Here is a 14,154-nt window from a genome sequence, read left to right as displayed (position 1 = left end):
AAAAAAATGCTATACTGGAGACAAGAATTGGAGGAAATGTAATGAACATTCTATATATATCGATCTCTGGAAACACACGAGCTTTCGCTAAAAAACTTGCTGAATATGCTGCGAACCAACATGAGTTAAATCCTCAATTACCAGAAATCACGCTAAAAGAAATTCATGAAAATAGTGACTTTCAACAAGAGAGTGAACCTTTCTTCACTTTTGTACCCACTTACTTAGATGGAGGAAATGGGTTAGATAACGGTGATACAGAAATTTTAACAGAAACCATGCGTGAATATCTGGAATACGAAGACAATCATACGCTTTGTCTGGGTGTCGTAGGGAGTGGAAACAAAAATTTTAATAATCAATATTGCTTAACAGCTAAACAATACGCCAGCCAATTTGGCTTCCCTTTCCTCGCCGACTATGAATTACGGGGAACCCCAGCAGATGTTGAGCGAGTATATCAAAAGTTAGTCGAAACAGCTAATCAATAATTTCTAAAAAATTCGATCAAAACATAGAACAGAGAGGAAACTTAGTTGGTAAGTTTCCTCTCTATTTTTCTTTTTTAGGCTTTATACTCATTCAGTAATCCGCTTATCGAATATCCTTCATCCATCACTTGCGATTATTTTACATTACAATAGAAGTAAACTGTGTCACCTCCAACACTGTGATTTATTGTGTGAACTTGTTACGAAGCTCTGGCTAAGATAAAACACTCGTCATCCACATGATGCCCCATTCATAGACTTCCGTTATAAAAAGTTATCGTATCAGATTCTAATTCTATTTCAATGGATCTCCCCTTCATTTAGATTACTTTTGTCAGAAAAATTTGTTATCAAAAACTTAAACATAGACAGTTCGAAAGAGAATCACTAGTCAAAATGGAAGAAATAAAATTTCCCATACTCTTTTTAAAGCTATTCAGTTCAAATAATCTTAATATAACCAAGCATACTGCAAACGTTAACTTAACAGAACAAAAAGGAAAAGGTATAATAAAAATAGAAATATACAGGTTTTTTATATGTTATTTTATATTTTTTTTGACACTAGATTATAAACAAGGTGGTGAAAAAACATTAAAAAAAAGAAATTTCTTGTTGTGTTATTTTCAATGTTTTATTTATTATTTTTAGGTGCTTGCAAGCAAAAGAATGATCCTGTGGTTTCTTTAGAAGAAGTCGATAAAGCAGTGATTTTTGTTAAAGATGACGAAGGAAAAGAAAAAAGTTGGAAAGCTACAGACCCCAATTTTTTAAAAACATTAATAGGAAACCTTAATGTTCTGTTTAATAAATCGGATCAACATGCTCAACGTTATGATATGAAACTGACATCAAAGCAAAAAAGATTCAACTATCAAATAAAGTTTTATAAAAACAATAATGTTGTACAAGAGATTCAGATTTCAAAAGTAAATAAGGTAACTATAGACAAAGAGGAATTCATGATTGGAAAAGAGAAAGAAAACGAACTAGATAGTTTGAAAAATCATTTATTACTTGTTGCTAAATAGATAGGCGATGTTGGGACAATCATCTACCAAAAATGAAATAAGCCTGATTTTACTTTTAGTACATACTATCAAAATCGGGCTTATTTTACTATTCTAGCCACTTTGTCTTCGTGTATTTCTTCTAATTTCTCCAATTGAACTTTTAGCTTGGTTCACCAGTGATTTATCGTCTTAAATGAATCAAACTGTTTCTCTTACAATTATTTTTCCCTCTTATTAATCATAGAAAAGAGCCTGAGACCGCACTTGGTCCCAGGCTCGAATTTTCTCTATTCTTTATCTGTTTTTACTTCGTTCAATTTTTTGTAGCTTCAACAGTCATGACTTTCGCTTTGGCTTTTGTCTCACCTGTTTTTTCTAAAACGAAATTTTTTACTTTCTCCATATTGGTAATTAAAACCATCATCGAAGTTTCTTTACCGGCAGCTTTGATTGCTGCTAAATCGACTTGAGCAACAAGTGTATCAGGTGTCACCAACTGACCTTCTGTTACCTTCACCTCAAATGGTGCACCACCAAGGTCAACTGTATTGATCCCCATGTGAAGTAACACTTCTAATCCATTAGCGGTTGTGATACCAATCGCATGTTTAGTGGGGAACACTGAGCTGATCGTTCCACTTACTGGTGAATAAATCTGCCCATTGATTGGCTCAACAAAGTAACCTTCTCCCATCATTTTTTGAGCAAATACGGGATCACTTGCCTTTTCAAGTGATTCAACTACTCCATCAGCTACAGCAGCTAATGAAATTTCACTTGTGCTGACTGCTCCTGTATTTTCCGTCATTGGTGTCATTTCAGTTGTTGTTTCTTCAGCTAATTCTTCTTTCTCCAATTGCTCTTTAGGAATACCAAAGAAGAATGTTGCTAGGAAACCACCTGCGTAAGCAGCGAGTAACCCTAAGACATACCCTAACCATTTTCCATCTGAAATCAATGGGATCAAAGCAGCACCAGAAGGCCCGATCGCAATAGCACCTACATTTCCAATCATCCCAACAACAGCACCACCAATACCACCACCGATACAAGCGGTAATGAACGGACGTCCTAACGGCAGTGTCACACCGTAGATCAATGGTTCACCGATTCCTAAGATTCCTACGGGTAACGCACCTTTGATCATTTCAGTCAATTCTTTATCTTTTTTACAACGAACCCACAATGCTAATGCTGCTCCGACTTGTCCGGCACCAGCCATCGCCAAAATAGGTAATAATAGTGTTTTTCCTGTTTCATCAATCATTTGGACATGGATTGGTGTTAAGATTTGATGCAATCCGAACATAACCATCGGTAAGAATAGTGTCCCCAAGACAAATCCTGAAAAGGCCCCACCTACACCTAATACCCAGTTGATTCCGCCAACCATTCCATCTGAGATGAAACCAGCGAGTGGCATGATGAAGAAAATTTCGACTAAGCCAATAGCAATCAATGATAATGTAGGGGTAACAATAATATCAATGGAATCTGGTACAACTTTATGCAATTTCTTTTCAACGATTGCTAATAACCAGACAGCAAAAATAACTCCTAAAATCCCACCTTGACCTGCAGCTAACGCTTCACCAGTGAATAAGTTTTTAAGTGGCGCTTCTGGATTCATGCCCGTTAATAAGACTACCGCACCGATAACACCACCCAGAGTTGGTGTTGCACCAAAAACTTGAGCTGCATTGATCCCTGTATAAATCACTAAGAAACTGAACATACCATTTTTTAGAATGTTCATGATATCAATGTATTGTTGCCAAGTTGCTGCATCTAATGTACCCGCTGTCACTAAGTTTGCTAGTACCGCAGCAATCCCTGCCACGATCCCAGTACCGACAAATGCTGGAATCATAGGGACGAAAATGTTCGAAATATCTTTCAAGATTGATTTGATTTTTGATGGTTTTTGTTTATTTTTTTGAGCAGCTTTCATCGCTTGCGCTCTCTCATTTACCAAATCTTTTCCTGAGGCTGACGACTTATCAGAAGCTCTATTTCCTGAAGAAATCTGTTCTCCTAATTTTACACCTGCTTGATCTACCATCGTTTGTGCTACTTTGTTCACTTTACCAGGACCGATGATCACTTGCAGTTGTTCGTCCTCAACAACGCCTAATACACCAGGTATCGCTTTCAATTTTGCAACATCGACAAGCTCATCATTAATGATCTTCATTCGAACACGGGTCATGCAGTGGACAATGCTTTCGACATTGCCCATTCCGCCTACACCAGCATAGATCCGCGTTGCTAGTTCTTCTAAAGTCAATTCATTTTTAGCCATTGGTTCTTCCCCCTCATAAGGTTCCTTTTACAAAGCCGTTTGCTTCAACTAATTTTTCTTCTGCTGTCGCTTTATCACTATTGGTTAAAATCATCACGATCGCTAATTTCACATTTTTATCTGCTTCATTAAAATACTTCTCAGCGGTTTGATAGTCAACCTCTGTTGCTTGCATAATGATTCGTTTTGAACGCTCAATCAATTTTTCGTTGGTCGGTTTCACATCGACCATCAAGTTATTGAACACTTTGCCAATCCCGATCATACTAATTGTTGAAATCATATTCAAAATCAATTTTTGTGCTGTACCAGATTTTAGGCGAGTTGAACCGGTTAGAAACTCAGGTCCTGCATCAACTTCGATCGGATAATCGGCATGTTGACTGATTTCAGCATTTTTATTACAAGAAATTGTAGCAGTAGTCGCTCCGATTGTATGAGCATAATCTAAACCGCCAATCACATACGGTGTACGACCACTTGCGGCAATCCCGATGACCATATCATTTTCAGTTAATCCTAAGTTTACTAAATCTTCTTTCCCTAACTCTAAAGAGTCTTCTGCTCCTTCAACCGCAACTGTCATGGCTGCTTCACCACCAGCAATCAAGCCAATGACCATCTCAGGTTCTACACCAAATGTTGGTACACACTCTGCAGCATCTAGCACACCTAAACGGCCACTTGTACCGGCACCCATGTAGATCAATCGACCACCTTGTTGGAAAGATTTAATCGTCTGTTGGATCACTGGTTCGATGCTAGCCAATTCTTTTGAAACGGCTTCGGCAACTTTATGATCTTCTTGGTTCATTAGCTGAACTGCTTGGGTAACACTCATTTCATCAAGTCCAAATGTTTGTTGATTTCGTCGCTCTGTTGTTAGGTTTTCTAAATTAATTTGCTTCATTTGTTTTTCCTTCTCTTCTGATTATTTTAAAATTTATCCCTGCACGGATTTGCTCAAGTAGCGGTAACTCGGCTTCGCTTATTTGAGCGACCCGATTCACTTTTTCATCTGCTGGTAAATCCTTTTTAGTAATTTGAATCTCCCCCATGTAACGAAGATATCGTTCATTATCTAAAGTAATCGTTCCTTTTGCTCGTTCTTTCGTATCACGAGGAGGAATTTGAGGGATGTTTCTAAACCGTGCATCCGCACTGCGGATAACATCTCTTGCCTCATCTTGCCGATTCATATGGTTTCCTAAAATATACTCGTAAAACTGGGCATCAATTACTTCAGCATGTAGTAAAATTGTTTGTTCTCTTTGATACATGGCAAATTGTTCTTGAACTTCTTCTGAAAGTCCGCCATCACCGATATAAATCAAATCTGTATCGCATGACATCAAATCTAGCGCAGCAGCTAAAGGATGGACATGTCGATGACTTTCTAAAGTAGGTAAACCTTGATATAACGGACCACGTAAGGCTTCGTCCCCTGCCACAAAACCTTGGATTGTAAAGCCTTGTTCTTTTAGCCAATGATTTTTTTCTTGATACCATTTCCAATCTAATCCGGTTTCGGGACGCGGATAGTAATTATGCCATGCTTCAAGTTGAGAAAAATCTGCATTAGCGACTTGCAATTCTGTGACATCTTGTGGAGTGATCGTGCTGGCGTTTAAACTGATTTTGATTTGATGGCTCCAATTCGCAATTTGTTCATTTGAAAGATGATAATCCATTCGTAACCCAGTAACGCCAATCTTTTTTAATGGCTCTAAATCTGCCATCGAAAACCCAGCATGTTTTAAAGCATCTCCAGAAATATCTACCATTAGATCCAATTGATTTTCTTTGGCACATTCGCCTAGTTCTGTTAACCGTTTTTTATATAAACTAGCATCATCTTCAGGAATATGCATAGAAGTAAATATCCCATCAAACCCATTCTTTGCCATCTTTTGGATATAAGCTTTTTTTTCTATCGTTAAAGCTTCATTCATAAAGATCGAAAAACCAAACATCTGTCTCCCCCTCACGCGATGTATCCGTATTCATTTCTATGAACAGAGTATACCTCTTGTGAAATAAAATTTCAACATTTTTATAAAAATAAATTAATTTTATTTCTAAAAGCGTTTTCGTTGATTGATAATGATAGGCGATTTCCAAGATTAATGGCTAATTATATAACTAAAGAAAGAACGACACACCGACTAAAAAGTGTTTCATGCGCTGAATGACAGAACAAAAATACGCATCAATCATTGGTTCATTCTGACCTCTATTTGATTTTATACAACTCATCAGTCCTTATTGACAAAAAGCCACGTAAATAAACGGAAGAATGACAAAAATAGCAAAAACTATTTTTGGATTCTTCCGCTTATCGGTTTCAGAAATAAACTATTTTTTTGATTCATGATACGAATGTTTGAATCCGCTGCTACCCGCCAAAAATGAGTTAAGACTTTATAGTGTTCAGCTCATGTTTACTAGGAAAAGTAACTAATTCCGTATTTTCAACAAAAAAATCAAAGAATGTCTCATTTGGCATAGGATGGAAATAAGCGTTCATGATACGAATCAACGCATTATGACAAACTAATAGGTAGACATTCTCTTCATCAGCAAGACATTCTTCGATCAATGGAACAACTCGAGCATAAACATCTAACACTGATTCACCATTTGGAAAACGCACCGCAAATTCTTGTCGTGCTTCTTGAAAGATTGTTTCATGACTTGGCATCCCGTCGTATTCCCCAAAATCCATTTCGATTAACCGTTCATCTACTTCCATTGGCAAGTGAAGTTTATCGGCAACGGCTTGCGCTGTATCTTTTGCACGTTGTAAAGGGGAATGGATAATCTTCGTGACTGGGATTTGTAATTCTGAAACTTTTTCAGCCAATTTCTCCGCTTGTTTTTGCCCTTTTTCTGTTAACGGGGCATCCGCTCTCCCGCAGACCCGTTCTGCTGCATTCCAAGTTGTCTCGCCATGTCTAGTTACATATAACATTATTCAACGCTCCTTTGTTTGTTCTGGCTCGATTGTAACATAACTAATGAGCAAAACAAGTTTCACTACTTATTGATGACAATGAGTTATTTGAGTGAAATGAGTCGATCAGCTATTTTATTTAAGAAGACTTGGTCATGATCCACAACCAACATTGCAGGTTTAAACGATAAAATCAGTTGCTCCAACTGGACTTGATTGAAGACATCTAAATAGTTCAACGGTTCATCCCAAATATATAATTCCGCTTCTTGAGAAAGCGACTTGGCTAGTTCAACTTTTTTGCGTTGCCCCATACTCATCTGTTCAATTCGGTTATGAAAGACTTCTCTTTCCATCCCTAACTTGCGGAGATTATTTAAAAATGTTTGATAATCAACTTTTTGCTTTTCTGCAAATTCACTGAGCGTACCGCGATTATCTTCATAATTCTGACGCACGTAACTGATCGTTAGTTGATTAGGCTTATGGATCGTACCTGCAGTTATTCCATCAAAATCGTCTAAAAGATAATGGATGATCGTAGATTTCCCTATACCGTTTGCCCCTGTCAACGCCACACATTCGTTTTGGTCAATCGTAAAATTAACGGGCGAAAAAAGCAGCTGTTGATACCCCAGTTGTAAATTCTCCACAGTCAGCAATCGTTTATGATGTGTTTTTTTGACATTCATTGTCAAAGGCTCTACATATTCGATATCCTTCAATAATTTTTCTTTTTCCCCGATTTGCGTTTCCATCCGATTCACGATTGCTTTCGAGCGTTTCATCGTTCGAGCGGCATCCGCACCAATTGCACCACGATTCACTCTACGATTTTCAGTATCGATAAACCCAACGCTTTTTTTCGTCTTATCTCCCTCACGAGAGCGGGACCACTCTGCTTTTTCTGCTGCAGTTTTCTTCAAGCGCGTGACTTCTTTTTTGATTTTTTCATTTTGGGCAATCTCAAACTCATTTTTTAACTGCTTTTGCTCTTCATATACTGAAAAGTTCCCCTGATACAGTTCTAATTGGCTTTTTTCAATGGCTAATACATGATCGACCACTTCATCGATAAATCCGCGATCATGGCTGATCACGATAAATCCTTGATTTTTTTTCTGCAAGTAATTAGCTACTTGTTTTCTTCCGACTAAATCCAAATGATTCGTCGGCTCATCGATCAAAGGAAAATGCTGATCATCAACAAAAAGCAGTGCTAAGAGTACTTTTGTTTTTTCACCACCAGACAGTGTGTGAAATGGTCGCCACAAAATCTCTGGGTCAGTTTCCATTAATTGTAGTTCTCTTTCGATTTCCCAAAGTTCGACATCAGCTATCTCATTCAACGCATCATAAGTAAATTGTGCTTCTTCTCCAATTTCTTGAGGGAAATAGTTAAATTCTTGCTGATGGATAATCTGTCCTTGATAAGGTAGTTTATCTTGTAAAATGTTCAATAATGTCGTTTTTCCACGTCCATTCCGACCGATCAATCCTAATTTCCAAGTGGTATCAAAATTCAATGTAGCTTGATCAAATAAGGGTAGCACTTGATTGTCATAACCAAAAGTTAAATTTTTAATTTCTATCTTCGACATTTATATCCTCCTATAAAAAAGACCAGTCCTATTTTCAGAACTGGTCGCCAAAGAAGGGATACAAAAAGAGACCCCACCAATGAAAACTCGCCAATTCTGAAAATCTGCCTGCTATTTTTTATTGAGTAAGTGTTTTTCACATTAAATTCTGCGTGAGCAAGCTTCAACGGGCAATCGTTAGACCGTTTCTCTTCACTCAAACATCGTGATTAATGTAATTTATGCACTTTTCTCATTAATAAAATAGCCTTAATGCAGCTTTCAATCATTGACTTAGTTTTTCAATGGCAAGATCCCTCACTTCGTTTTATTTGTCATTAGGTTAACATAATTATTTTTAAACTGTCAACTAAGATAAATCATCTTCCACTAATCGGCTGAGATTATGTGTCATAATCGCTACTTTTTCGAGGGTTTCTTGACGATCTAAGGCTTTTTTCAATTCAATCGGTCCTAGCTGGATACTAAAAACACTTGGCAGAAATTCATCTAATCGTCCAAGATTTTTTTCGCGACTGCCACATAACGCAATAACTTTTTTCCCATGTTTCTTTGCCAGTTTAGCTACACCATATGGTACTTTCCCATTGATCGTCTGCTGATCGATTCGTCCCTCACCTGTGATCACGAGATCTGCTTGTTTGATGGCTTCTTCTAAACCAATCAGTTGAGCAACAAGTGAAAAACCAGAAACCATTTTACCACCGACAAGCAATAACGCTCCACCGATTCCACCAGCAGCCCCACTTCCAGAAACAGCATTTAAATCAATATTAGTCGTTTGTTTTATCTGTTCGGTTAAATTCGTTGCCTGTTTGTCAAGAAATGCTAAAGTTGTTTTTGTACCACCTTTTTGCTTACCATAAATTTGAGCTGCTCCTTGTGGGCCACTGTAAAAACTTGTCACATCAGCAGCAACTAGCAATTGAACCTTTTTGAATTTTTCACGGCTTTTGCCCCACTCGATTCGTTTCGTCGTCAGCAGTGGATTTCCCTCTGTAGCCCCAACTAACTTGGCTCCTAGCGACTGCAACAGACCTAAGCCACCATCTGAACAGCCACTCCCACCTAATGTGACAATCACCTGATCAACCTCTTGTGTCAAAGCATCTTTCAAAAGTTCTCCCAAGCCAAAGCTAGAAGCTGATCGAATCGTTTGATCAGTTGGCTCCTTTAATAAATCAAGACCGATTACTTCAGTTGATTCAATCACTGCCAGGCGTTTTCCCGCATAAACCGTGAGTAAATATCTGCAACTTACTTTTCGAAAAAGCAGATCTACCCCTTCGATTACCCGCCATTGACCACCTAAAGCATGATAGATCGCCTCTGCTGTTCCTTCTCCTCCATCAGCAATCGGGCGATTGATTTTTTCTCCTTTTTTTGAAAACCAGCCATTCAAAGCTGCTTGATTTAATTCAAACGATGAGGCACTTCCTTTAAATGAATCAATGGCTGCTAAGATCGTCATTGTCGTTCCTCCTCTGTACGTTGCTCTCATTACTAGTAAGACATGTTTCTCTTTTTTTGACAACCAATACAAGTTGAAAATTTGCAAAAAACAATACACGGATGGGGCTAAACAATTAGCGAGGCTGTTTTTCATAAATAGAAAAGTGACGTTCAAGAATTCACTTCCTTCTTGAACGCCCACTTTCGATTATTGCTATTTGATTCTTGCTGTTTATAAGTGCTTTTTATTTGAAACAACCGACCATGTGGTATTAAGATGCTCATATTTCCTGTTCAAAGAAATTGGTATCACCCTCGTGTTTTCAGTGTCAAATCCACATTGATATACAGTATAATCACAATACACGATTCTGTGCGTAAAATACAAGCATTCATCTGGTAATTCTTCTAACGAATGATAAATCATTGGATTCAGTTCAGTATATTCATTCATTTCGGACATGAGTAGTTCACGATAAAAAATTTGCTTTACAACACTAGGAGCCACAATGAAAATTTCAGTAGGTTGTTCTTCTTTTTCGTCTGTAATCAAGGTCATACTTTTGACAAATTTTCTGATCAAGTTGTGATTCCATCTTACTTTTGGATAGTATGTTCCCTTCCAATCATTGAGAATAACTATGATATCCTCATACAGTTTTTTTTCTGTAGTAGTTAATAAATAGATTTGATCAGGGAGAAATACTTGACCATCTGCCCAGATCGTACGAATAAACTGTAAAAATGATTTTTTTAAAATAAAATCATTTTTACAATTTTTGTCAATTCTAGTTACAATTTTTTCGATTAGCTCATGGAGACAAGGCGTGTTTTCAATGAAACTGGTATAAACAACTTCAAAAGCTTTTTTCAATAATTCCATATTTTCGTTCGTATAATTTCGTGTGTTAAATAACGAAAAAATATAATACACGTCTTCTTCTTGTATATCTAAATGTTCTTTTTGTTCAGCTAACCCTTGGCTAACAATATGAAATAAAGGCTTTTTTTCAGCTGACTTTTTATCTTCTTCATCAAAATAAAGAGGATATTCTTTACGTCCAATCGCTATTTCAATTCCTCGAACAATCAAAAATCTATCTTCCTCAGAATATCTTCGTTTGAAAAAATGTGTTTCGACAAAATCAATCAATTGGTGACAAGCATCTATTACTTGATGATTTTTATTTTCATACCCTTCCCAATTAATGTATCTTACTAAGGAAAGTAAAAGATTTCGCACGTCAAATTCAGGAATGATAATTTGTTTATTTCTTAAATAGGAATTAGCTTTAAAGAAATCTAAGACTGTCTTTTTGATCGTATAAACTTTACTTAAAGAGATAAACTCAAGATCTGATAATTCCGTACTAGTGAATTGCCCTCTAAAATAATAACTTAAAAATTTTAAAAAATACGATTGTCCATATAAAAACTGTGTTAACTCTGATAATTCAATACCATGTTTAAATATGACTCTATAGATATGCTTTTCTCGCTTAATGTCTTCGATACAATATTCTAAACATTCGGTGATACTTTCAAGATCGTGTAACACAGTAGGCATTGTCACACCTAACATTTTGGCAATATATTCGATATCTATTTCTTGAAATTCAAATAATTGCTCACAAAGATAGACTTTTCTCGAAATATTCCGCTCAATGTAATTTTCCAACATGCCTTTTTCGCTCCTCTAATTTATATATATACTTATTTAAACATATTACTTAAAACCCATTTTTTTTATTTCCTTAAAAGGAAAACGTTTACAAAAAACAAAATAAAAAAGTCTGAGCTGGGAAAAAGCTTCTTCCCAGCCCGAACAAACCAATCATTAACTATAAATAAATGACAGTGAAGCATTTTTTATATCGAGTAAAAAAAGATTCAACTAAGGAGGAATCTGTCTTTCATCATTCTGCTTAATACTTTCTCGCTAATTTTAGTCAAAAATATCAACATCGAGTTTTTCGACAACATCTTTTAAAAGTTGGATTCCAGCTGCGCTATTACCAAAAGCATCTAATGCTGGGCTGAAAACACCCATGCCATAATAATTAGGAACAGCTACCATTAGGCCCCCACCGACACCACTTTTAGCTGGAACACCGACATGAACAGAAAATTCCCCTGATTCATCGTACAATCCTGCAGTTGTCATAATTGATTTGACAATCGTTGCGCTTTCTTCTGTAATGATTTGTTGTCCACTCCAAGGAGCAATACCTTTATTCGCTAAGACAGCGCCTAACTTGGCAATCCCTTTAGCAGTCACATTTACTGAACATTGTTTAAAATACACATCGAGGATTTCTGATACATCTCCGTCGATCATTTGATTACCTTTCATGTAATAAGCCAAGGAGCGATTAATATCCCCAGTTCTTGATTCAGAATGATAAATTTCTTCGTTCAATGTAATTTGAGGATCATCACAAATTTCTTTCATAAAAGCTAAAATACGATTGAATTTGTCCTCTGGATCTTTTCCGGCAATCAAAGAAGTGGTTGCAATCGCACCAGCATTCACAAATGGATTCATTGGATGATGACGATGATTGAGTTCCATATTCAAAATCGAGTTAAAAGCAAAACCTGTTGGTTCTGTATTGATCGTTTGAAAGACTTTATCGATGCCATTATCTTGGATGGCTAACAATAATACGGGGACTTTTGACATGCTTTCAATCGCAAAACGAACTTGCGAATCACCCGCTTCGATTAATTGATTTTTCTTCAAATCATAAATTGCCATTCCTAATTGTTCCGGATTTACTTGCGCAAGCGCTGGGATATAATTTGCTACATGTCCTGTTTGATAGTAGTGGAAATTTTTCCCAATCAATTGTTCTAATTCTTTGACATCCATTTTAATAACCAGCTTTCAATTTTTATTTATTATTTGCATGTTGAAATTTATGACGACATGCATAAATCGTAAAAGGAATAACTGCAACAATGAGATATGAAATGACTAAAATCATTTCATAGATTCCATGTTGTCCTGCAGCAATACTTGAAGGTGGTACAAAAGAAATACAAAAGGCAAATAGTGAAGTCAATAATCCTAAACAAGCGACAATAGTTTTGACAACTTTTCCACCTGGCACTTGATAAGCCCGTTCTAATGAATCATCTTTGTAAACTAATTTTAAATAGCCAATAAAAAACATAAAATACAGCATCAAATAGATAACTACTGTTAGTGACATAGCTGCAAGGAAGGATAAATTATTTCCGCCACCACTTAATGTAAAGACAGTTGCCCAAATGGATGCAACGATCCCATTAGCAATCATTAAGTTTGCCGGTACACCATAAGCATTTTCTTTCGCAAAATGTGCGGGTAATAAACCTTCTTCGGCAGCCACATGTAAGGCTTTAGATGGTGAAGTGACCCATGATGCAATTTCTCCAATAACCCCTAAGCACACTAAGATAGCAAGAATTTTTGCAATCCAAGCAAGACTAGGATCAATGTGTCGCAATAAAAATTCAAGAGATTGAATAACCCCTGTATTGAGTGATAATCCTTGTTGAGGAACAGTTGTTGCCACTGTCAATCCACCAAATGTATCCAAAATAATCGCTAATATAACTAATACGAACATCGCTAGTGGATAATTCTTTTTAGGATTTTCCATTTCATTTGCATGACTAGCAGAAGTTTCTACCCCCATATACGCTAAAATAAATGAAACAAAAACGACTAATGTTGGTAATTTTGAAAAATCAGGTATCAATGTTTTCATTGATAGTGTCGTTTGTAAGGGTGCGCCAGAAGCCACATAGTGGATACCTAATCCGAATAGAACTAGTGCTGGTAACAAGATCCCTGCAATAAACCCGATCCGAGCGATCAATGAAGTATATTTTGTCCCTCTTAATTGAGACAATAAAATAGCCCAAAAAATAATTAAAAGAATCGCTAATTTCAAAAACTTATTATTTTGAATCGCAGAGATTCCTGTTGCATAAGATAATGCTCCTGTCAGGAAATACAACATCGTTAAGTAACCAACTGTGATTTCAAACCATTGGAAAAAGATAGCAGCAAATCCAAATCTTTTACCTAGCGTGCGACTTACCCAAGTGTAGACACCGCCTTTTTCCCAGCCTTTAACAGTTGCCATTTCAGCCGCGCATAATGCTACCGGAATAAACCATAACAAACCGCCTAACAACAGGAAGAAAACCAAACTAAAGCCCGATGTCGCAAATGTTGGGTACTCATAAAGTGAAACAACCATTGAGATCGTCATGGCTAAAAAGCCAAAAAATGTTAATTTCTTCGCAGGAATTTTCGCTTTGCTTTCTTGCATGAAACTTCCTCTTTTCT

11 protein-coding genes are annotated in these 14,154 nt (G+C 36.7%); 2 read left to right on the top strand and 9 right to left on the bottom strand.

The window, feature by feature from the left end; genetic code table 11:
• Window positions 1-41 precede the first annotated feature (41 nt).
• Window positions 42-491 carry a class Ib ribonucleoside-diphosphate reductase assembly flavoprotein NrdI gene (gene nrdI, locus IGJ32_RS03055; RefSeq protein ID WP_010719884.1) on the top strand — a complete coding sequence of 150 codons (450 nt, stop codon included), beginning with the start codon at window positions 42-44 and terminating at the stop codon, window positions 489-491.
• A gap of 629 nt (window positions 492-1,120) precedes the next feature.
• Window positions 1,121-1,522, top strand: a complete 402-nt coding sequence (locus tag IGJ32_RS03050; RefSeq protein ID WP_010738313.1) for a hypothetical protein — start codon at window positions 1,121-1,123, stop codon at window positions 1,520-1,522.
• 295 nt (window positions 1,523-1,817) lie between these two features.
• On the opposite strand, the gene IGJ32_RS03045 is transcribed toward IGJ32_RS03050, so the two are convergent.
• The 9 genes from IGJ32_RS03045 to IGJ32_RS03005 form a co-directional block, all read right to left on the bottom strand.
• The gene (locus tag IGJ32_RS03045) at window positions 1,818-3,806 is read right to left on the bottom strand and encodes a glucose PTS transporter subunit IIA (RefSeq protein WP_053766156.1); all 1,989 of its coding nucleotides are present in this window, start codon (window positions 3,804-3,806) and stop codon (window positions 1,818-1,820) included.
• A 13-nt stretch (window positions 3,807-3,819) separates the two neighbouring features.
• Window positions 3,820-4,716: an N-acetylmuramic acid 6-phosphate etherase gene (gene murQ, locus IGJ32_RS03040; protein WP_342081587.1), complete on the bottom strand. Its 897-nt coding sequence runs from the start codon at window positions 4,714-4,716 to the stop codon at window positions 3,820-3,822.
• On the bottom strand, window positions 4,703-5,779 hold the full coding sequence (locus IGJ32_RS03035; RefSeq protein ID WP_342081588.1) for a DUF871 domain-containing protein: 1,077 nt from the start codon (window positions 5,777-5,779) through the stop codon (window positions 4,703-4,705). Before IGJ32_RS03035 ends, murQ begins: the two co-directional genes overlap by 14 nt.
• Window positions 5,780-6,219: 440 nt before the next feature.
• The gene (locus tag IGJ32_RS03030; RefSeq protein WP_010738316.1) at window positions 6,220-6,777 is read right to left on the bottom strand and encodes a histidine phosphatase family protein; all 558 of its coding nucleotides are present in this window, start codon (window positions 6,775-6,777) and stop codon (window positions 6,220-6,222) included.
• Window positions 6,778-6,863: 86 nt separating this feature from the next.
• Window positions 6,864-8,360 carry an Lsa family ABC-F type ribosomal protection protein gene (locus IGJ32_RS03025; RefSeq protein WP_034699765.1) on the bottom strand — a complete coding sequence of 499 codons (1,497 nt, stop codon included), beginning with the start codon at window positions 8,358-8,360 and terminating at the stop codon, window positions 6,864-6,866.
• Window positions 8,361-8,709: 349 nt separating this feature from the next.
• Window positions 8,710-9,831 carry a glycerate kinase family protein gene (locus IGJ32_RS03020; RefSeq protein ID WP_053766158.1) on the bottom strand — a complete coding sequence of 374 codons (1,122 nt, stop codon included), beginning with the start codon at window positions 9,829-9,831 and terminating at the stop codon, window positions 8,710-8,712.
• Window positions 9,832-10,044: 213 nt separating this feature from the next.
• Complete coding sequence (locus IGJ32_RS03015; RefSeq protein ID WP_342081589.1) at window positions 10,045-11,493, bottom strand: hypothetical protein; 1,449 nt, start codon at window positions 11,491-11,493, stop codon at window positions 10,045-10,047.
• 264 nt (window positions 11,494-11,757) lie between these two features.
• A complete protein-coding gene (gene glsA, locus IGJ32_RS03010; protein ID WP_342081590.1) occupies window positions 11,758-12,684 on the bottom strand; it encodes a glutaminase A in 927 nt (308 codons plus the stop codon).
• A 22-nt stretch (window positions 12,685-12,706) separates the two neighbouring features.
• Window positions 12,707-14,137, bottom strand: coding sequence for an amino acid permease (locus tag IGJ32_RS03005; protein ID WP_342081591.1), 1,431 nt, complete (start codon window positions 14,135-14,137; stop codon window positions 12,707-12,709).
• Window positions 14,138-14,154: the final 17 nt, after the last annotated feature.

Origin of the sequence: Enterococcus sp. DIV1639a, from assembly GCF_050530445.1 — a bacterium.
GTDB lineage: Bacteria > Bacillota > Bacilli > Lactobacillales > Enterococcaceae > Enterococcus_B > Enterococcus_B hirae.
This window is presented reverse-complemented; position numbering and strand designations above follow the sequence as displayed.